The 19,251-nt window shown below is 68.0% G+C and carries 18 protein-coding genes; 7 read left to right on the top strand and 11 right to left on the bottom strand.

Going from position 1 to position 19,251, the window contains the following annotated elements; translation table 11 throughout:
* Positions 1–4 precede the first annotated feature (4 nt).
* Positions 5–190, bottom strand: coding sequence for a hypothetical protein (locus ACPXB3_RS06835; RefSeq protein WP_425705803.1), 186 nt, complete (start codon positions 188–190; stop codon positions 5–7).
* A gap of 206 nt (positions 191–396) precedes the next feature.
* On the bottom strand, positions 397–1,830 hold the full coding sequence (gene glnA, locus ACPXB3_RS06830) for a type I glutamate--ammonia ligase (RefSeq protein WP_425727147.1): 1,434 nt from the start codon (positions 1,828–1,830) through the stop codon (positions 397–399).
* A gap of 399 nt (positions 1,831–2,229) precedes the next feature.
* Between glnA and ACPXB3_RS06825 the strand changes: the two genes are divergently transcribed.
* The gene (locus tag ACPXB3_RS06825) at positions 2,230–2,727 is read left to right on the top strand and encodes an RDD family protein (RefSeq protein ID WP_425705805.1); all 498 of its coding nucleotides are present in this window, start codon (positions 2,230–2,232) and stop codon (positions 2,725–2,727) included.
* A 52-nt stretch (positions 2,728–2,779) separates the two neighbouring features.
* Here ACPXB3_RS06825 and ACPXB3_RS06820 read toward each other — a convergent pair whose 3' ends face one another.
* From ACPXB3_RS06820 to ACPXB3_RS06795, 6 genes are all read right to left on the bottom strand, one after another.
* Positions 2,780–3,526, bottom strand: coding sequence for a DUF4191 domain-containing protein (locus ACPXB3_RS06820; protein ID WP_425705806.1), 747 nt, complete (start codon positions 3,524–3,526; stop codon positions 2,780–2,782).
* A gap of 30 nt (positions 3,527–3,556) precedes the next feature.
* Entirely contained in the window at positions 3,557–4,645 is a 1,089-nt protein-coding gene (gene lipA, locus ACPXB3_RS06815) for a lipoyl synthase (RefSeq protein WP_425727145.1), read from the bottom strand.
* Positions 4,642–5,403, bottom strand: a complete 762-nt coding sequence (gene lipB / locus ACPXB3_RS06810) for a lipoyl(octanoyl) transferase LipB (protein WP_425727143.1) — start codon at positions 5,401–5,403, stop codon at positions 4,642–4,644. The genes lipA and lipB overlap by 4 nt, the downstream gene beginning before the upstream one ends.
* Positions 5,393–6,280 carry a TIGR01777 family oxidoreductase gene (locus tag ACPXB3_RS06805; protein ID WP_425705809.1) on the bottom strand — a complete coding sequence of 296 codons (888 nt, stop codon included), beginning with the start codon at positions 6,278–6,280 and terminating at the stop codon, positions 5,393–5,395. The genes lipB and ACPXB3_RS06805 overlap by 11 nt, the downstream gene beginning before the upstream one ends.
* A gap of 6 nt (positions 6,281–6,286) precedes the next feature.
* Positions 6,287–8,140 carry a 2-oxoglutarate dehydrogenase, E2 component, dihydrolipoamide succinyltransferase gene (gene sucB / locus ACPXB3_RS06800; protein WP_425727141.1) on the bottom strand — a complete coding sequence of 618 codons (1,854 nt, stop codon included), beginning with the start codon at positions 8,138–8,140 and terminating at the stop codon, positions 6,287–6,289.
* Positions 8,141–8,305: 165 nt separating this feature from the next.
* The gene (locus tag ACPXB3_RS06795; RefSeq protein ID WP_425705811.1) at positions 8,306–9,847 is read right to left on the bottom strand and encodes a leucyl aminopeptidase; all 1,542 of its coding nucleotides are present in this window, start codon (positions 9,845–9,847) and stop codon (positions 8,306–8,308) included.
* 194 nt (positions 9,848–10,041) lie between these two features.
* On the opposite strand from ACPXB3_RS06795, the gene ACPXB3_RS06790 reads away from it, so the two are divergent.
* From ACPXB3_RS06790 to ACPXB3_RS06780, 3 genes are all read left to right on the top strand, one after another.
* The gene (locus tag ACPXB3_RS06790) at positions 10,042–10,638 is read left to right on the top strand and encodes a CHAP domain-containing protein (RefSeq protein ID WP_425705875.1); all 597 of its coding nucleotides are present in this window, start codon (positions 10,042–10,044) and stop codon (positions 10,636–10,638) included.
* A gap of 33 nt (positions 10,639–10,671) precedes the next feature.
* Positions 10,672–11,781, top strand: a complete 1,110-nt coding sequence (gene gcvT, locus ACPXB3_RS06785; RefSeq protein ID WP_425727139.1) for a glycine cleavage system aminomethyltransferase GcvT — start codon at positions 10,672–10,674, stop codon at positions 11,779–11,781.
* A gap of 65 nt (positions 11,782–11,846) precedes the next feature.
* Positions 11,847–12,953, top strand: coding sequence for a branched-chain amino acid aminotransferase (locus tag ACPXB3_RS06780; protein WP_425727137.1), 1,107 nt, complete (start codon positions 11,847–11,849; stop codon positions 12,951–12,953).
* Between the two features lie 29 nt (positions 12,954–12,982).
* On the opposite strand, the gene ACPXB3_RS06775 is transcribed toward ACPXB3_RS06780, so the two are convergent.
* From ACPXB3_RS06775 to ACPXB3_RS06765, 3 genes are read right to left on the bottom strand one after another with little or no spacing between them, the layout of a single operon-like run.
* Entirely contained in the window at positions 12,983–13,780 is a 798-nt protein-coding gene (locus ACPXB3_RS06775; RefSeq protein WP_425727135.1) for an adenosylcobinamide-GDP ribazoletransferase, read from the bottom strand.
* An 8-nt stretch (positions 13,781–13,788) separates the two neighbouring features.
* On the bottom strand, positions 13,789–15,612 hold the full coding sequence (cobT, locus tag ACPXB3_RS06770) for a nicotinate-nucleotide--dimethylbenzimidazole phosphoribosyltransferase (protein ID WP_425727133.1): 1,824 nt from the start codon (positions 15,610–15,612) through the stop codon (positions 13,789–13,791).
* A gap of 4 nt (positions 15,613–15,616) precedes the next feature.
* Complete coding sequence (locus tag ACPXB3_RS06765; RefSeq protein ID WP_425705816.1) at positions 15,617–16,297, bottom strand: DUF3043 domain-containing protein; 681 nt, start codon at positions 16,295–16,297, stop codon at positions 15,617–15,619.
* A gap of 114 nt (positions 16,298–16,411) precedes the next feature.
* On the opposite strand from ACPXB3_RS06765, the gene ACPXB3_RS06760 reads away from it, so the two are divergent.
* The 3 genes from ACPXB3_RS06760 to ACPXB3_RS06750 all read left to right on the top strand — a co-directional run bounded on the left by ACPXB3_RS06760 (position 16,412) and on the right by ACPXB3_RS06750 (position 19,103).
* On the top strand, positions 16,412–17,473 hold the full coding sequence (locus tag ACPXB3_RS06760; protein WP_425727132.1) for a glycerate kinase: 1,062 nt from the start codon (positions 16,412–16,414) through the stop codon (positions 17,471–17,473).
* A 165-nt stretch (positions 17,474–17,638) separates the two neighbouring features.
* The gene (locus tag ACPXB3_RS06755; RefSeq protein ID WP_425705818.1) at positions 17,639–17,998 is read left to right on the top strand and encodes a HesB/IscA family protein; all 360 of its coding nucleotides are present in this window, start codon (positions 17,639–17,641) and stop codon (positions 17,996–17,998) included.
* 139 nt (positions 17,999–18,137) lie between these two features.
* Positions 18,138–19,103: a carbohydrate kinase family protein gene (locus ACPXB3_RS06750; RefSeq protein WP_425705819.1), complete on the top strand. Its 966-nt coding sequence runs from the start codon at positions 18,138–18,140 to the stop codon at positions 19,101–19,103.
* Positions 19,104–19,251: the final 148 nt, after the last annotated feature.

The raw sequence follows: 19,251 nt of genomic DNA, 5'->3' as shown, positions 1-19,251 counted from the left end.
GGAGTCAGATGACCTCGACCTTGGAACCCGTCTTCAGGATCAGCTCACTGCGATCGTCGGTGCTCTGGACCAGTTCGACGAGGCGCTCCTCGGTGCCATGTGGCACCTGTTTGCGGACGACGGCGCGGATTCCGTCCAGGGCGATCCGATCGCCGGGGACGAGATCTTCAACGAAAAGCATACGGGACATGTAGAAGAGATTACGGCGTCCGGTGTGATCGTGTGAGAGCAAAAGGTCCCCGCGTGGTGTCATTCACGTTCGCCTCCGCCGCTGTCCACGGAAACCGACGACGGAAATGGGCGTACGGCAGACGACAAGCGACCCGCCCGACGATCGAATCCGATCGTCGAGCGGGTCGCTGTGCTGCTCTCGAAGAAGTTCTGGCGGAACAGAACTCAGCAGTCGTAGTAGAGCGCGAACTCGTACGGGTGCGGACGGATCTGGACCGGCTCGATCTCGTTCTCGCGCTTGAGAGCGATCCAGGTCTCGATGAGATCCTCGGTGAACACGCCACCTGCGGTGAGGTATTCGTGATCTTCTTCGAGCCTGTCGATGACGGCCGACAGCGAGGTCGGCGCCTGCGGGATGTTCTTGGCCTCCTCCGGCGGAAGCTCGTAGAGGTCCTTGTCGACGGGCTCGTGCGGCTCGATCTTGTTCTTGATGCCATCGAGGCCGGCCATCATCATCGCCGCGAACGCGAGGTACGGGTTGCCCGAACTGTCGGGGCAACGGAACTCCAGGCGCTTGGCCTTGGGGTTGTTGCCGGTGATCGGGATACGCACGCAGGCGCTGCGGTTGCGCTGGCTGTAGACCAGGTTGATCGGGGCCTCGTAGCCGGGCACCAGACGCTTGTAGGAGTTCACCGTGGGGTTGGTGAACGCCAGCAGCGACGGAGCGTGGTGCAGGATGCCGCCGATGTAGTAGCGCGCCAGATCCGACAGACCCGCGTAGCCGGCCTCGTCGTGGAACAACGGCTTGCCGTCCTTCCACAGCGACTGGTGGGCGTGCATGCCCGAGCCGTTGTCGCCGAACAGCGGCTTCGGCATGAAGGTGACGGTCTTGCCGTTGCCATACGCGGTGTTCTTGATGATGTATTTGAAGAGCAGAACGTCATCGGCGGCATGCAGTAGCGTGTTGAACTTGTAGTTGATCTCGGCCTGGCCGCCCGTGCCGACCTCGTGATGGCCGCGTTCGAGCTGGAAACCGGCGTTGGTCAGGTTGGTCGACATCTCGTCGCGCAAGTCGACGTAGTGGTCGTAGGGGGCGACCGGGAAGTAGCCGCCCTTGGGGCGCACCTTGTAGCCGAGGTTGGGTGAACCGTCCGGGTCGGTGGGTGAGCCGCTGTTCCACCACCCGGATTCGGACTCGACCTCATAGAAGGTGCCGTTCATCTGCGAATCGAAAGCGACCGAGTCGAAGATGTAGAACTCGGCCTCGGCGCCGAAGAAGCAGGTGTCGGCGATACCGGTAGAGGCCAGGTAGTCCTCGGCCTTGCGGGCGACATTGCGCGGATCGCGGCTGTAGGCCTCGCGGGTGAACGGGTCGTGGACGAAGAAGCTGACGTTCATCGTCTTTGCTCGACGGAAGGGGTCGATCCGCGCGGTGGCCGGATCGGGCAGCAGCATCATGTCGGACTCGTCGATCGACTGGAAGCCGCGTACCGACGAGCCGTCGAACGCCAGGCCGTCCTCGAACACCGACTCGTCGAAGGCCGTGGCCGGGATCGAGAAGTGCTGCATCACACCGGGCAGGTCGCAGAAGCGGATGTCGACGTACTCGACACCCGCTTTCTTGATGCCCTCGAGTAGTTCTTCGTTGCTGCTGTACACCGTGCGGTGACTCCTTAACTGTTATCGGGGTCAGGTCGACGTGTGCACACGCATGACCTGACGCGCCTGGACCGCCGTCGAGACAACCACGGCGGATCTCAGCAAACCGTATGGACGCGACGTTGCCCGCACGTCAAGGCTGTGTTTCTCCTGTGTTACACACCCCGGCCGGCGAGCTACCACGCCCACGGCAACTATTCCGTATGGGGCCGCGATGTGCGAATGCGGCATCGCTGTTCGGTGGTGCGGCAAGGGTCTGAGGGCGCAGCTCGGCCCGACGTCGGCGTGCTGGACTCGGCGCCGTCGGGGAGCTCGTGACGGGGGATCTACCATGGACGACATGAACGACCTGCCGCAATCCGCTCGCGCCGAGACCGTCCTTGCCGGGAGGGATCGCTGATGGGCAGGGTCACCGGGTCCTGGCTGTCCGGGGTGCAGTCCACGACGCCGGTCGACCTCGAATACCGCGGCGCGGACCTCGGACTGCCCGAATCCGGGCCGGGTTCGCTCGTCGGTGGGTGGCCGCGCACGATCGCCCTGCTCATCGACTGGATCATCGGTGGCGGACTGTCGCTGTTCTTCGTGGGCTTCGGCTCACCCAACCTCGGCTTCGCCGTACTGGCCGTGTGGTTCGTCATCGGCGTCTTCACGGTGACGATGTTCGGATTCACGCCCGGGCAGTACGCCGTGGGCATGCGAGTGGCCCGTGTCGATCACGGCCCCGACCGGCTCGCCGACGAGGTCGCGGGCACGGTGCCGGTCGCGGCCGTCGGCGTGATCCGCGCGCTGATGCGACAGGTGCTGATCGTCTTCCTGGTGCCGGCGCTGATGAACGACTACAACGGCCGAGCGCTGCACGACCGCGCCACCGGCACGGCCATCGTTCGCAGCCGCTGACCGTCCGGGGCCGCTGACCGTCCGGGGCCGCTGACCGTCCGGGAATCGCGTGTCAGGTCCCGGCCCCGCGTCGGCGAGCGGTGCGCTGCATGCTGCGCATCTTGGCGTTGCCGGGCATCGGCCCCTTCGGCATCCCCGGTCCGGGCTGCTTGCCGCCGAGGGCCGACAGGCGTCCTTCGAGGGTGTCCATTCGCTTGCGGTCGATGTTGCCGGGCAGCTTGTTGAGGTGGCGTTCGAGCTTCGATAGGGGTACCTGATCGTCGTCGTTGCCGACCACGATCTGGTAGATCGGGGTGTCGCCGACGACACGGGTGATCTTCTTCTTCTCTTGCCCGAGAAGAGTTTTGGTGCGTGTGGGCGAACCCTCGCCGACGAGGATGATCCCCGGCTTCCCGATTACGCGGTGCACGGCGTCGAGGTGGGCGGTGCCGGTGACCGCCTGTTGCACACGCCATTGGCCGCGCATGTTCGACAGCGCCCACCCGGCTGCGCCGGGCTGCCCCTCCGCCTTGGTGTACACCGATCGCTGGACGCGCCGTCCGAACAGCAGGAACGCCGCGAGGATGCCGAGCACGACGCCGATCGGTACCAGCAACCACGGCGACCCGATGAACAAGCCGATGACCACGAAGATCACGACGATCAGCGCGAAGACGCCGACCATGTACGGGATCAGTCGTTTGTCTTCTTTGCGCTGCATCTGGAACGCCTGCCAGATTTGCTTGTAGCGTTCCTTCGAGGCCTGCCTGCGGGCCTTCTTCGCGGCGGCCTTCGCGTCTTTGTCTTGCGCCTTTGCCATAGGTGACAGTCTACGGCGCGGAAAAACCGGTCAGCGCGCGAGTCGGGCCATGAGGCTCGAGGCCTCCTGCGTGGCCGATCCCTCGGCGACGAGGTGGGCCAGCGACTCCGGTAGCTGCCGGCCGTGCCGGGCCATGGCCTGCGCGTACAGCCGGCCCGCGCGATATGACGAGCGCACCAGTGGGCCGGCCATCACGCCGGCGAATCCGATCTCTTCGGCGAACTCCGAGTGATCGACGAACTCCTCGGGCTTGACCCACCGGGCCACCGGATGATGCCGCGGCGACGGCCGCAGGTACTGCGTGATGGTGAGGATGTCGCAGCCCGCCTCGTGTAGATCGACGATCGCCGACTGCACCTCTGCGGGGGTCTCACCCATCCCGAGGATCAGATTGGACTTGGTGACCAGTCCGAAGTCGCGGGCCTGGGTGAGTACATCGAGAGACCGCTCGTACCGGAACGCCGGGCGGATGCTCTTGAAGATGCGGGGCACCGTCTCCAGGTTGTGCGCGAGCACCTCCGGGCGTGCCTCGAAGACCTCGGCGAGGAGATCGGGGTTGGCGTGGAAGTCGGGGATGAGGTTCTCCACGCCTGTGCCGGGATTGAGTGCGTGGATGGCGCGTACCGTCTCGGCGTAGAGCCACGCACCCTCGTCGGGCAGATCGTCGCGGGCGACGCCGGTGATCGTGGAGTAGCGCAGTCCCATCGCCTGCACGCTCTCGGCGACGCGACGGGGTTCGTCGCGATCGAGCTCGGCGGGTTTGCCGGTGTCGATCTGGCAGAAGTCGCATCGGCGCGTGCACTGCTCACCGCCGATCAGGAAGGTGGCTTCCCGGTCTTCCCAGCACTCGTAGATGTTGGGGCATCCGGCTTCCTCGCAGACCGTATGCAGCCCTTCACGTTTCACAAGACCCTTGAGTTCGGTGTACTCCGGGCCCATCGTCGCGCGAGTCTTGATCCAGGAGGGCTTGCGCTCGATCGGGGTCTGCGCGTTGCGAACCTCCAGCCGCAACAGCTTGCGCCCGTTGGGGGCGGACTGGGCGGGGGCGGGCTCGGCCGGAGTGGATCGAGTGGGGGCGGATTGAGCGGTAGCCGCGGGGCGGGTCTCTGACACGGTCACCGCACCGATGCTACGCGCGGGCCGGACTGCCCGACCGGCGGTGGTGCCGGCTGTTCGGACCGGTCGAGGGCGGCGAACACGGCGTCGGCGACTTTCTCGGCGACCTCGCCTACGGCCGGCGAGGTCCCGGTCTCACGGCTTATCGATGTCACCCCGGCATCGGCGATGCCGCACGGAACGATGGCGTCGAAGGCACTCATGTCGGGGTCGACGTTGAGTGCGAAACCGTGCAGCGCGACGCCGCGCGCCACCCGGATGCCGATCTGGGCCAGTTTGCGTTCGGCTGTGACCCCGGGGGCGGGGGAGTCGTCGACCACCCACACACCCGAGCGGCCGGTGACGCGGGTGGTGGTTACGCCCTGTGCTGCGCACACCCCGATCAGCGCGGACTCCAGGCGCCGCACGTATTCGACGACGTCGAGCGGTTCGGCCAGTTTGATGATCGGATAGCCCACCAGCTGACCCGGGCCGTGCCAGGTGATCCGGCCACCGCGGTCGACGTCGATGACCTCGGCGCCGTTGGTGGGTCGGTCGGCGTCCTCGGTGCGTTTGCCCGCGGTGTAGATCGACGGGTGTTCGAGTAGCAGCAGCAGGTCGTGGTCGAGCGTGCCGTCGGCACGTTCACCGGCCAGGTGATGCTGCAGCTCGTATGCCTCGCGATACCCGACGACGCCGAGGTGACGCACCTCGATCGGGGCCTGGGAGGCGCGCAAGGACTTCCGCCGGGACGGCGGGGCGGCGGTGGTGTCAGCGGGCATTGGCGTACTCCAGGGCCTGCGCGATGGTGGGGTGGACGAAATCGAAACCGTTGTCGGTGAGCACACCGGGTGCAACGCGCTGGGAGTACAAAACCATCTCCTCGATCATCTCGCCACCGGCCTTGCGTGCGATGAACGCCGGCACGCCGACCAGCGTCGGCCGGTGCACGGCGCGCCCGAGCGCATCGACGAAGCCGGCGAACGGAATGGACGCAGGCGCGCACAGATTCACCGGCCCGCTGATCGACGAGTCCAACAGGAACGCGATCGCGCGTACCTCGTCGACCAGTGAGATCCAGGAAAAGTATTGGCGCCCATTGCCTATGGTGCCGCCGAGGCCGAGTGTGAACAATGGACGCAACCGGGCGAGGACGCCACCGTGCGGCGAGAGCACGGGTGCGGTCCGTAACAGCACGACGCGGGTGCCGGAGCCGGCATCGCCGGTCGCGGCCCGCTCCCAATCGGTGGCGAGCTCGGCCAGGAATCCCGAGCCGGGCCCATCACCTTCGGTGACCGTCCGTGTACCGGTGTCCCCGTAGTAGCCGGTGGCGCTCGCGCTCACCAGGGTGGGGACACCGGCCCCACGGACGGCCTCGGCGATGACCTCGGTCGGTGTGATCCGCGAATCGCGCAACTCTTGTTTGAAGTGCCCGCTCCAACGCCGGTTGCCGATCCCGGTTCCGCCGAGGTTCACCACCGCGTCGACTCCGTCGAGAGCCTCCCCGGGAACCCCGAAGGTCTCTGGGTCCCAACTGAACTCGTCGGGGAGCGCGGCCTCGCGACGGACAAGCCGACGCACGGCGTGGCCCGACGACTCGAGGGCGGTGACCAGAGCGGATCCGATCAGCCCGTGTGAGCCGGCGACGGCGACCCGCATCGGTACCTAGAGGCCGAGATCAGCGGCGAACGAGCCTGCCTCGAGTCGCTTCTTGATGGTCGTCAGGAAGCGTCCGGCATCGGCACCGTCGATCAGCCGGTGGTCGTAGGTGAGCGGCAGATAGGACATCGAACGCACCGCGATCGATTCCGAACCGTCGTCGCCGGTGATGACGACCGGGCGCTTGACGATCGCGCCGGTGCCCAGCATGGCGGCCTGCGGCGGCACCAGGATCGGTGTGTCGAACAGCGCGCCCTGACTGCCGATGTTGGTGATGGTGAACGTGCCACCGGCCAACTCGTCGGGCTTGAGGCCATTGCTGCGGGCGCGGGCGGCGATGTCGGCGATGGCGCGGGCCAAGCCGGCGATCGACAGATCGTCGGCGTTGTGGATCACCGGGGAGAGCAGCCCCTGCTCGGTGTCGACCGCGATCCCCAGATGCACCTTGTCGTGGTAGGTGATCTCCTTGGCGTCCTCGTCGATCGAGGCGTTGACGTTCGGGTGCGCCTTGAGCGACTCGACGACGGCCTTGGCGATGAACGGCAAGAATGTGAGGTTGACCCCCTCCGACGCCTTGAACGACTCCTTCGCGGCCTTGCGAAGAGTGACGATCCTGGTCATGTCGACCTCGAACACCTGCGTCAGTTGTGCGCTGCTCTGCAGGGACTCGCGGGTCTTCTTGGCGGTGATCTGCCGGATGCGGCTGATCTTCTGGGTCGTGCCGCGCAGGGCGGCGAGTTCCGGGCGGACTTCCGGCGACGACGCCTGCGATGCTGCCGGCGCCGGTGCGGCTGCGGCCGGAGCGGGTGCCGATGCGGGCGCCTTCTTCGACTCGGCGGCGGCGAGCACGTCCTGCTTGCGGATGCGGCCGCCGACTCCGGTGCCCTTGAGCGTGGCGAGGTCGATGTCGTTCTCCGCAGCCAGCTTCCGCACCAGCGGGGTGACATACGGCGTCGACTGCAGATCATTGTTGTCGCCGGCCGCAGCAGTCGCCGACTCCACCTTGACGGGTTCGCGCTCCGGCTCGGTCTTCGGTGCGGGAGCCTGGGGTGCGGGAGCCTGGGGTGCGGGAGCCTGGGGTGCGGGAGCCTGGGGTGCGGGAGCCTGGGGTGCGGGAGATTCGGACTTCGCCGGCTCGGGCTCTGCGGGCTCGGGTTCTGGTTCGGGCTCCGGCGCGCGCTGCGGCTCGGCGGTGGCCGCCGCGGCGTCGCCGATCACGGCCAGCTTGCCGCCGACCTCGATGACGTCGTCTTCCTGCGCGAGGATCTCCAGCAGCGTTCCGGCGACCGGGGACGGGATCTCGGTGTCGACCTTGTCGGTGGAGACCTCCAGGAGCGCCTCGTCCTCGGCGACCTCGTCGCCGACCGACTTGAGCCAGTTGGTCACGGTGCCCTCGGTCACCGACTCGCCGAGTTCGGGCATCAGCACGTCGGTTCCGCTCGCGCCACTGCCACCGGTCGCCGCGACCGGCTTCGGGGCCGGTGCCTCGGCCGAGGTCGACGGGGCCTCGTCGGCCTGTTCGGGTTCGCCGGCATCGGTGGGCTCGTCGCCGCCGGCCTCGTCCGCCCTGCCCGAGTCCGCGTTGCCTGAGTCTGCGTTGCCGGAGTCTGAGGCGCTCTCGCCGGCCTCGCCGATCAGCGCGAGTTCGCCGCCGATCTCCACCACGTCGTCTTCCTTGGCGACGATCTTGGTCAGCACGCCGGAGGTGGGGGCGGGGATCTCGGTGTCGACCTTGTCCGTCGACACCTCGAGCAAGGGCTCGTCGGCCTCGATGGTGTCGCCCTCTTCCTTCAACCACCGGGTCACTGTCCCCTCGGTGACACTCTCACCGAGGGCGGGCATCTGGACGGAGAAGGCCATTGCTGTTGACTCCTGAACTCGACGTGGTGGGTCTGTGCGTGGTTCGCATGGAAAGCGGTGTGTGTGCCGCGTCTCCCGGGCGTGTGGCGGGTGGCCGAGCGCCCATCGCTAGACCTTACCCGCCACCGCAGCCGCGGACGTGGCGTGTGGGCCGAATACCACGCGTCAGCTCTGGGCCGAGATGTCCTCGAGAACTCGCGTGATCGTCCGAACCGGTACTCCCGTACCGCCTTTCGGGGTGTACCCCCAAGGCCCGGTGGTATTGAACGCCGGCCCGGCGATATCGATGTGCGCCCATTGCACGCCCGCGGGCACGAATTCCTTGAGGAACAGTCCGGCGGCGAGCATGCCGCCCCAGCGGTGCGGCGTCACATTGGCCAGATCGGCGACCCGGGACGACAGATCGGCCCGCAACTCGGTGGGAAGCGGCATCGGCCAGGCGTTCTCGCCGACCTCTTGCGACAACGACGACACCCGGTCGCGGAATTCGTCGGTACCCATCACCCCTGGGGTGCGGGTGCCGAGCGCGACCATCTGCGCGCCGGTGAGGGTCGCGGTGTCGATGAGATAGTCGGGCTCGTCCTCACAGGCCCGCACGATCGCATCGGCGAGGACCAGTCGCCCCTCGGCGTCGGTGTTGAGTACTTCGACCGTCGTCCCGCCGTACTGGGTGAGGACGTCGCCGGGACGCTGCGCGGTACCCGACGGCATGTTCTCGGCCATCGGCACGGTGGCGGTCACCGTGACCGGAAGATCGAGTCGGGCCGCGGCGATCGTGGCGGCGATGACGGCCGCGGCGCCGCCCATGTCCGAGGTCATGGCGTCCATGTTGGCGGCCGGTTTGATGGAGATGCCGCCGGTGTCGAACGTGATGCCCTTGCCGACGAGCGCGACCTTCTTGGCCGACTTCTTGCCGGTGTGGGTCAGCCGGACCAGCCGGGGCAGACGTGAGCTGCCCTTGCCGACACCGACGATCCCGCCGTAGCCGTCTTTGCGCAGCGCGTCGTAGTCCAGGATCTCCACCTTGAGTCCTGCCTTGGAGCCGAGCTCGCGGGCGCGCTCGGCGAACTCCTCGGGATAGAGATGGCTCGGCGGGGTATTGACGAAGTCACGGGCGATCGCCACCGAATCGGCGACCGCGAGGGCATGTGCGAGTTCGGTTTTGGCGGCCTTGTCGGCAGACCCGACGAGCATGTGCACAATCGTGGGCGGCAGCTTTTTGGACGCCGACCGTGCTGACCGGAATTCTTCGAAGCGGTAGGCGCCGAGGAACAGGCCCTCGGCCGCGGCGCCGAGGTCGGCCGTCCCCAGGCTGGTCGCCACGACGTCATATCCGTCGAGGGACCGGGCGGCGATGCCGGCGGCCTGGCGCACCTTTTCCGCATCGTCGAGTGCGGCCTCGTCACCGACTCCGATGATCACCACGACCGTGACCCCGAGTGACTCGGGGGCGGCGATGCGGGTGACCTCGCCGTGCGACCCGGTGGCACCGACCGCGGTGAGAGCCGAGGTGATCGCGGCGGCGGCCGCGTCGTCGAGGAGGTCCGCGCCGAGCAGGGCCGGGGCTGCGTCGGCATTGCCGGAACCGTCGGGGCCGGCGTTGGCCTCGACAAGCCCCAGCACGAGGGCCTGGTCGTCCTTGCCGATCGAGGTGGTCAGGGTGATCTGGGGGCCGCGGGTACGGTCGACGCTCTCGTTCTTGCTCACCCGATCAACCTTGCCACAGGGTGCTCGCCGGCCGCCCGTCATCTCAGCGTCCGACGTCCGTGGCGCGGGCAGCGGTCCGGACACGCCGCCGCCGTAGCATCGCCGGGGTGAGCGAACGTGTGGGAGCAGCGCGCGAGGAGACCGGGGCGGTGCCCGCCGCCGGGCGGGCAGGGGGACGAACGGACCGTGCACGGATGCGCGGGGCGATCGTGATCGGTGTGGTGTTGATCGTGGCCTGCGTGTCGGCGGTCGTCGGCATGCGTGCACTCGGTGGCGGCGGTGATCCGTTGTCACGCGCGGTCGGTGGACTGGTGCCCTCGGCGCGGCCGTCATTTCCGGCTGTCGACACCACGGGTCTTTCGCCACAGCGTCGCCGCATCATCGACGTGGTGCGGGCGCAGTACGCACGCAACGCGCCGGGGACGACGTACTCCGGTGGTGCCGAGGAGCCGTGGTGCGCGGACTTCGTGAGCACGGTGATGCGCGAATCCGGTGTGCCACTCAACAATCCGAACTCCGGATCGTGGCGGATCCCGGGCGTGGCCACGCTGACGGACTATCTGCACAGCTCTGGGCGGTGGCGGGGACCGGCACATCATCCGCAACCCGGCGACATCGTGGTCTACGACAAGCCGAGTCCGCTCGGACAGCACACGAACATCGTGGTCAGTGTGGACGGTGATCAGGTGCGCACCGTCGGCGGCAACGAGGCCGATGGGATCACCTTGCGCACCGCGGCGCTCGCGACGGACCCGGGCCTGCAGGGTTTCGGGATGCCCGGCGCGGGCTGACCGACGTGTCGGGGGCCGCGGTAGGTTGACCCCATGACCGATATCCTCGCCGGCCCCATCGCCGATCGGCACGTCGCACTCGGGGCGAGCTTTGCCGAATTCGGCGGATGGGACATGCCCGTTGCATATTCCGGGACCGTCGCCGAGCACGCCGCGGTGCGCGAGGCGGTGGGCCTCTTCGACGTCAGCCACCTTGGTAAGGCCTCGGTCCGTGGGCCGGGGGCGGCGGCGTTCGTCAACTCCACACTTACCAACGATCTCGGCAAGATCGTGCCAGGCAAGGCGCAATATACGTTGTGCTGCAATGCTTCCGGGGGAGTCATCGACGACCTGATCGCCTACCTGGTGGCCGACGACGACGTGTTCCTGGTCCCCAATGCGGCGAACACCGCTGCAGTGGTCGGCGCCCTGGCGGCGGCCGCGCCCGCGGAGATCACGATCACCGACCGCCATCGCGAGTATGCGGTCTTCGCAGTGCAGGGGCCCCGCAGCCCTGAGGTCCTCGCCGCGGTGGGTCTGCCCACCGAGATGGAATACATGGCCTTCGTCGACGCCGAGCTGGCTGCCGGCGGCCGGACGTATCAGGTGCGGGTCTGCCGCACCGGATACACCGGTGAGCGGGGCTACGAGATCCTGCCCCGGTGGTCGGCGGCCGGTCCCGTCTTCGACGCGCTACTCGAACAGGTGCACCGGCTCGGTGGTCTGCCGGCCGGTCTCGGTGCGCGCGACACCCTGCGCACCGAGATGGGCTATGCGTTGCACGGACACGAACTGTCCCCGGAGATCAGCCCCAACCAGGCGCGCAGCGGTTGGGCCGTCGGCTGGGACAAGCCGTCGTTCTTCGGCCGCGCGGCGCTGATCGCGGAGAAGGTCCACGGGCCGGCGCGTCGGCTTTACGGTTTGCGCGCGACCGGTCGTGGCGTGCCGCGCGCCGGCTGCGACGTGCTTGGTGCCGCGGGCGGTGAGCGCATCGGCGTATGTACCTCCGGGACGTTCTCGCCCACCCTCAAACAGGGAATCGCGTTGGCGCTCATCGACACCACCTCGGCGATCGGGAAGGGCGCCGAGGTCATCGTCGACGTTCGCGGCCGGTCACTGCCCTGCGAGGTCGTCATCCCGCCGTTCGTCGAGTCGCACGTCTAGGATTCGGCCGATCGTGCGCCGCACCTCAACGGAATCGGTTTGCCCGCCGGCGTTACCATGAACCAATGACCTTGCAGTTCACCCGTACCGAGCATCCACACCCGGTGCCGGCGTCGCAGCGCGCGGACATCCTCGCCACTCCCGGCTTCGGCAAATTCTTCACCGACAACATGGTGACGGTGGATTACGACGTGGACCGTGGCTGGCATGACGCCAGGGTCACTCCGTACGGGCCGATCGCGCTCGACCCCTCGGCGATGGTGTTGCACTACGGCCAGGAGATCTTCGAGGGACTCAAGGCCTACCGTCAGCCCGATGGATCGGTCGCGGCGTTCCGCCCGGAGGCCAACGGACTGCGCCTGCAGCGGTCGGGGGAGCGGCTGGCGATGCCGCCGCTGTCGGTCGAGGACTTCATCGCATCGCTGCGCGTACTGCTCGATGCGGACAACGAGTGGGTTCCCGCGGCCGGCGGCGAGGAGTCGCTGTACCTGCGCCCGTTCATGTTCGCCTCCCAGGCGGGTCTGGGCGTCAACGCCCCGTCCAATCAGTACCGCTACTGCGTGATCGCCTCGCCTGCCGGCGCCTACTTCTCCGGTGGCATCAAACCGGTCAGTGTGTGGCTGTCCACCGAGTACGTCCGGGCGGCACCCGGTGGGACCGGCTTCGCCAAGTGCGGCGGCAATTACGCCGCGAGTTTCCTCGCCCAGGAGCAGGCCACCGCCAAGGGCTGTGATCAGGTGGTCTGGCTCGACGCCGTCGAACGCCGCTTCATCGAGGAGATGGGCGGGATGAACCTGTTCTTCGTCTTCGGTTCGGGCGCCGACGCCCGGCTGGTCACGCCGGAGCTCACCGGGTCGCTGTTGCCCGGGATCACCCGCGAATCGCTGCTGGCGCTGGCGACCGATGCCGGGTTCGCCGTCGAGGAACGCAAGATCACCACCGAGGAGTTGCGCAAGGGCGTCACCTCCGGCGACATCACCGAGGTGTTCGCGTGCGGCACTGCCGCGGTCATCACCCCCGTCGGCCACGTCAAGAGCGAGACCGACGACTATTCCATCGGTGACGGCACGCCCGGCGAGGTCACCCTGGCGCTGCGCGACACCCTCACCGGCATCCAGCGCGGCAAGTTCGCCGACACCCACGGGTGGATGACCGAGCTGTACCGCAGCTGACGGCCCCGGCGGCTCCCAGTGGGTGGCGCTCAGAGCATCAGTCCGACGAGCATGATCGCGGTCCCCAGCTCGATCACTGCACCGAGCACGTCGCCCGACAGCCCGCCCATGCGGCGGCCGCAATGGCGGGTGAAGCCCCACGTGAATGCGAGCATGACGACCACGGTGATGGCGGCCCGCAGCAGCGAGCCGCCGTCGGGTGCGCCGGAAGCGTATCCGGTCCTGCCATAGCCGCCGATGAGCGCGGCAACGGCCACGGCCGTCACCGTCCACAGCGCGATCGAGGTGCGTTGGGTGCCGACGACGAGCGCACCGAACCCGTTCGGGTGTGCCGGGCGTTGTGACCACCGGCATGCCACCACAGCCGCGACGCGGGCGGTGCCTATCGCCAAACCCAGCTCCCACCAACGGCTCTGGGTGGTGAGGGTGCCGAATCCGACGATCTCGAGCGCTGCCACCACGACCAGCGTCGCCACCCCGAACGGTCCCACCGTGCCCGACCGCATCACCGCGGCGACCCGTTCGGGTGGCCCATAGCACCCGAGGCCGTCGGCGGTGTCGGCCAGCCCGTCGAGGTGCATGCCGCGCGTGAGGAGGCCGAGTACCGCGACGACGAGCACCCCGATCAGCGCGCTCGGAGCGGCGGTGGCCGACAACCCCCAGGCCGCCAGGGCCGCGACCACCGCGAGTAACGCGCCGACCACCGGCACCGCCGCGATGACCCTGCCGCCCACCTGTCGGTCCGGCGGTGCGTCGGTGAACCGGCGCGGTATGGGCAGAACTGTCAGCCAGCTGACCGCGACAGCGATTGCGCGGATCGGACGCATCGGTGCTATCAGGGGAGCGTGACCGCTTGCGGTGCAGCCGGATCCGATCCGGCCGCCCCATCTGAGGCGGAGTCGGAATCGCTGACGCCGGCCTCGCCGAAGGTCGACATCGACGTCATGACATCGACGGCGGCGATCACCGTCGGCAGTGCGCTCAGCGCGCCGGTGCCCTCACCGAGTCGCATACCGTACGAGTGCAGCGGCTCGAGATCCAGGTGTTCCAGCGCGATGTTTTGGGCCGGCTCGACCGACCGGTGTCCGGCCAGCCACCAGCGGGTGGCGCCCGGCGCCAACTCGACCGCGATCAGCGCGGCTGCCGTGACGACGACACCGTCGAGAATCACCGGCGTCCGGCGCACGGCGGCCTGGGCCAGGAATCCGGCCATGGCAGCGAGATCGGCACCACCGACAGCGGCCAGCAGGGACAGCGGGTCGTTGCGATGCCGACGGCCGCGGCGCATCCCGTCGCGGATCGCGGCTGTCTTGCGTATCCAGCCCGAATCGTCGATCCCGGTGCCACGCCCGACGACCTCGACCGGCTCGCGCCGGGCCAGGGTGCCGATGATGACCGCGGCGGGCGTGGTGTTGCCGATACCCATGTCGCCGGCGATCAGTAGATCGGCGCCCGAGTCGACGAGATCGTCGACGATGGCCCGCCCGGCGGCGAGCGCACGTCGGGCCTCATCGATCGTCAGCGCGTCGGAGACCCGCAGGTCGTTGCTGGAGCGACGCACCTTGTAGGCCGAGACCTCGGGTGCGGTGTCGGCATCAACGGCCATATCCACCACCTGCACCGTGGCACCGTAGCGGCGGGCGAGGACATTCACGGCCGCTCCGCCGGCGGCGATGTTGGCCACCATCTGCGCGGTCACCTCGGGCGGGTATGCCGACACCCCGCCTTGAGCCACGCCGTGATCGCCCGCGAACACCACCACGGTGGGAGCCTCGAGGGGACGCGGGGGACACGTGCCCTGGCAGGCCGAGATCCACACGCCGAGCTCTTCGAGGCGTCCGAGGGAACCGGCCGGCTTGGTCAATTGCAGCTGGCGCGCGCGGGCCGCCTCGGCGGCCTGCTCATCGGGCGGCACGATCGGGTCGAAGACCTCGGGGATGGCCGGACCGGTGGCGGTGGTCGCGTCGGCAATGGTGCGATCTGTAGCGGTCGGGGTCGGGGTCGCGATCGTCGGATCAGCGGTGGCCGCCGCGGCCGGGACGCGCTCGGTCGTCGTCGAAGCGGCCGCGCCTGCCGCGGCTTCGCTCACCGATGGCGTAGGTGTCGGCACCGACGCCGGTGCCGGTGTCAGCTCCAGCACGCGGCCGGCAACCACCAGCAGTACTCGGTCACACACCGCGGCGATGGCCTCGTTGAGTGCACCGAGTTCCTCTTGGAACAGTCGACCTGCGGGGTTTCCGGCCACCGGAGCCAACCCGACCTCCGGGCTGATCAGGACGAGGTCATCCGTGAATGCTGCTATCGCAGAACATAACTCATTGTTTTCGGCGGTCCGGTCCGGCGGTGGTGATTGCGACCATGCCTGAGTGGCGTCCAGACGTGCGGCGAGCCAGTTGCCCAGGTCGTCGACGAGTGTCGGGGTGTCATGATGCGAGCGCAACTCTTCGGCCAGAGCGATCGTCTCGACCGTCGTGTACCGGGAATCGCGTCGGCGACGATGCCGCTCGACCCGCGCAGTCCACTCCGGATCGGTGGTCAGCGTGGGGCCGGTGGCGATGTATCGCACGGCCACGGCGTCACGCAGCAGTCCCTCACCGTGAGCCGACTTTCCTGACCGGACCCCACCGAGGATCAGGGTCCGGATTCCTCGTGTCGTCATCGCCTCAGACTTCGTCGCCGACGGAGACCTGCGGCTTGGGTGCGCGCATCTTACGCAGCTGCATCGCACGCGTGAAGGCGTACCAGCCCAGTTTCAGTCCGCCATCGGTGCTGTCGGGATAACGCTCATGGGTGCGCTTGCTCACCAGCCGGCCCAGGATCACACCGTCGATCGCCATCAGGACGACGAAGGCCAGCAGCAAGAAGGTCGAGTAGACCGCGATCGCCGGCACGAACATGACAATGATCAGCACCACCGCGAACGGCATGAACAGCCCGGCGAAGTTGCGCCGCGAATCGACCAGATCACGGGTGTAACGACGCACGTCACCCTTGTCGCGCGGCATCAGATAGCGTTCCTCGCCTGCCATCATCCGTTCACGCTGCTCCAGGCGCTGGGAACGACGGTCGGCAGAGACCTGCTTCTTGTCCTCCTTGGTCATCGAGCTCCGCAGTTCCTTCTTGCGGGCCCGGGCCTCGGTTCGCGTCGTCGGCGGTGGCGCGACCGGACCGCGGCGTCGGCGCTCTGCCTCACGGCGCGACGGAGTCGGACGTCCCTTGCTTGGCGTGTACCCGCCGCCCCGCGGCTTCGAGAGATCGACCAAGTCCGTCGAATCGGCGTCGACGGACGTCTCGGCGGCGTCGTCCGCCGGGGTGGAATCGTCCTTGGTCCATGGCAACTTCACATCCCCGAGCCTAGGTGATCCGCGCTGCCGTGATGCGCCGACCTCCCTATACTTGCCCCGCATGACGGATACGGCATTGCACCCCCCGATTCGCACCGCGTCCGCGGGGGTGACATGCGTCTCCTGATCGCCCCGGACTCCTTCGGCGACACCCTGACCGCGGTCGAGGCCGCCGACGCGATCGCGCGCGGATGGCTAGCAGCCCGTCCCGATGACGAGGTCGTCCGCGCACCCCAATCCGATGGCGGCCCCGGGTTCGTGTCGGTGCTCGCCGGCAGTTTCGGGACGGTGCATTCCGCGGAGGTGGCCGGACCGCTCGGAGCCGCCGTGACCGCACAATGGCTGCTCGACGACCGGGTTCGCAAGCGGACGGTCGCCTACGTCGAAGGCGCGCAGGCGTGCGGTCTGCACCAGCTCGGTGGCCGCCCCACGCCACGCACCGCAACGGCCGCCGACACATTCGGTGTCGGTCAACTCGTCGACGCGGCACTGCGTGCGGGCGCCTCCTCGGTGGTGGTGGGTCTCGGCGGCAGCGCCACCACCGACGGCGGCCGCGGCCTCATCGACGCGCTCGGCGGACCGGAGCACGCCGTGGCGCGGTGTCGCGGAATCGACGTCGTGGCGGCCTCCGACGTGGAGAATCCGCTGCTCGGCGCGTCGGGTGCGGCGACGGTGTTCGGTCCGCAGAAAGGGGCCGACACCGAGACCGTCGGCATCCTCGAGGAACGGATGACCCGGTGGAATCGGGTGCTGGCGCAGATGGCCGGTCGTGACGTCAGCGCCGAACACGGGGCCGGAGCCGCCGGCGGGCTGGGCGCGGCTCTGCTCGCGCTGGGTGGGCATCGGGTGTCGGGGGCATCCGTGGTTGCCGGGGCGACCGACCGGGACGCGCAGATCGCGACGGCTGACCTGCTCATCACCGGGGAAGGCAGATTCGACAGCCAGACCCTGCGCGGCAAGGTCGTTTCCGCGCTGAACGCCACCGCCCGCGCCGCCTCGGTGCCCACCATGGTGGTGGCCGGCCAGGTCACGCTCGGCGCCCGTGAGATAGCCGAAGCCGACATCGCCGCGGCCTACTCGATCGTCGACCACGCCGGGTCGATACAGCTGGCGATGGACGATGCGGGCAATCAGCTCAGCCAGATGGTCCGCGGGATCGCCGCGGGCTGGGTGTGAGTGTCGGCGAGTTCACCGCCGATGGTCGAATCGGGTGGGGCGGGAATACGCGTACAAGGGGTACCGTTGAAGCCGACCGTACAAATGTGCGTCCCCGCGCGTGAGCCGGGGGCCGACCGCAACCGGCCCAATCGAGCCGGCCTCGACCAGCACGGAGGAACATCGATGACTGTGCAGAACGAATCCGGCACCGTGACCACCACCGGAATCATCCTGACCGACGCCGCCGCGTCCAAGGCGAAGACGCTTCTGGATCAGGAAGGCCGCGACGACCTGTCGCTGCGCATCGCCGTACAGCCCGGCGGCTGCGCGGGACTGCGTTACCAGTTGTTCTTCGACGACCGCAGCCTCGACGGCGACGTCATCGCCGACTTCGGCGGCGTCAACCTCGCGGTCGACCGCATGAGCGCTCCCTACGTGCAGGGCGCGACCATCGATTTCGTCGATACCATCGAGAAGCAGGGCTTCACCATCGATAATCCGAACGCGACGGGTAGCTGCGCCTGCGGCGACTCGTTCAACTGACTTCCCGTCGCACGCCGACGCCGGATCAGCCACATCCGACCGCATTCCCGTACTCCGGGGATGCGGTCGGATGCTTTTATGAGTCGGTCGGTAGCGTGAGAGGCCGTTACCGCCGAGGAGATGAAGGGCTGAATCCCCCGTGACCATCTATGTATGTGGCTCGATCGCAACCGACCATCTGATGAAATTCCCCGGCAAGTTCTCCGAACAGTTGCTCAGCGACCAACTCGACCACATCTCATTGAGCTTCCTCGCCGAAGACCTCGTGGTCCGGCGCGGAGGAGTCGGCGGCAACATCTGTTACGCGATGGGCGAGCTCGGCGGTGCTCCCGTGCTTGTCGGGTCGGTCGGCGCCGACTTCGACGACTACCGCGGGTGGCTGGAAACGCACGGTGTCGACTGCCGGGCGGTCCGCGTATCCACTCAGCATCAGACAGCGCGCTTCACCTGCACCACCGACGAAGCGATGGCGCAACTGGCCTTCTTCTACCCCGGCGCGATGAGCGAAGCCCGCGACATCAAACTCGCCGACCACGACGCCGCAAACGCCGAGCTGGTGCTGATCGGTGCCGACGACCCAGAGGCAATGGTCGCCCACACCGCCGAATGCCGCGACCTGGGCATCCCATTCGCCGCCGACCCCTCACAACAACTCGCACGACTCGACGGCGAATCCGCGCGCAGCCTCATCGAAGGAGCCACCTTCCTGTTCACCAACGAGTACGAATGGGGACTACTGCGCGAGAAAACCGGACTGACCGAGGAACGCGTACGCAACATGGTCGGCACCCGCATCACCACCCTCGGCGCCGGTGGCGTCGAAATCATCCAAAGTGACGGCAGCCGAATTCACGTCCCGGTGGTGCCCGAGAAAGCGAAAGTCGATCCGACCGGTGTCGGCGACGGCTTCCGCGCCGGATTCCTCACCGCCGTCAGCAACGGGCTCGGCTTCGAGCGAGCCGCACAACTCGGCTCGATGGTCGCCGTACTTGTGCTCGAAACAGTCTCGACACAAGACTGGACATGGCACCACGACTCGGCCATCGCCCGGATCGCCGACGCCTACGGCACCGACGCCGCACACGAAATCGGCGCCATCTTCTGAGTTTTTGGCGCCGGCTTCGCCGTCGCGCCCGCCGGGCTCTGCTTTTGGCGCCGGCTTCGCCGTCGCGCCCGCCGGGCTCTTGGCGCCGGGTCTTCCTCCTCATCGCACCGTCGCTGCGCTCCTCGCTCTTCGTCGTGCAGACCCGACG

Source organism: Gordonia sp. DT219, assembly GCF_049847065.1.
GTDB lineage: Bacteria > Actinomycetota > Actinomycetes > Mycobacteriales > Mycobacteriaceae > Gordonia.
The sequence above is the reverse complement of the archived record's forward strand: the minus strand, read 5'-3'. Positions and strand labels throughout refer to the sequence as shown.

Bases quoted from the DNA above. Each gene is read 5' to 3' on its own strand.
- ACPXB3_RS06835 (WP_425705803.1), bottom strand. From the start codon at position 190: ATGTCCCGTATGCTTTTCGTTGAAGATCTCGTCCCCGGCGATCGGATC.
- ACPXB3_RS06825 (WP_425705805.1), top strand. From the start codon at position 2,230: ATGGGCAGGGTCACCGGGTCCTGGCTGTCCGGGGTGCAGTCCACGACG.
- ACPXB3_RS06820 (WP_425705806.1), bottom strand. From the start codon at position 3,526: ATGGCAAAGGCGCAAGACAAAGACGCGAAGGCCGCCGCGAAGAAGGCC.
- lipB (WP_425727143.1), bottom strand. From the start codon at position 5,403: ATGCCCGCTGACACCACCGCCGCCCCGCCGTCCCGGCGGAAGTCCTTG.
- ACPXB3_RS06805 (WP_425705809.1), bottom strand. From the start codon at position 6,280: ATGCGGGTCGCCGTCGCCGGCTCACACGGGCTGATCGGATCCGCTCTG.
- sucB (WP_425727141.1), bottom strand. From the start codon at position 8,140: ATGGCCTTCTCCGTCCAGATGCCCGCCCTCGGTGAGAGTGTCACCGAG.
- ACPXB3_RS06790 (WP_425705875.1), top strand. From the start codon at position 10,042: ATGCGCGGGGCGATCGTGATCGGTGTGGTGTTGATCGTGGCCTGCGTG.
- gcvT (WP_425727139.1), top strand. From the start codon at position 10,672: ATGACCGATATCCTCGCCGGCCCCATCGCCGATCGGCACGTCGCACTC.
- ACPXB3_RS06780 (WP_425727137.1), top strand. From the start codon at position 11,847: ATGACCTTGCAGTTCACCCGTACCGAGCATCCACACCCGGTGCCGGCG.
- ACPXB3_RS06775 (WP_425727135.1), bottom strand. From the start codon at position 13,780: ATGCGTCCGATCCGCGCAATCGCTGTCGCGGTCAGCTGGCTGACAGTT.
- cobT (WP_425727133.1), bottom strand. From the start codon at position 15,612: ATGACGACACGAGGAATCCGGACCCTGATCCTCGGTGGGGTCCGGTCA.
- ACPXB3_RS06760 (WP_425727132.1), top strand. From the start codon at position 16,412: ATGCGTCTCCTGATCGCCCCGGACTCCTTCGGCGACACCCTGACCGCG.
- ACPXB3_RS06755 (WP_425705818.1), top strand. From the start codon at position 17,639: ATGACTGTGCAGAACGAATCCGGCACCGTGACCACCACCGGAATCATC.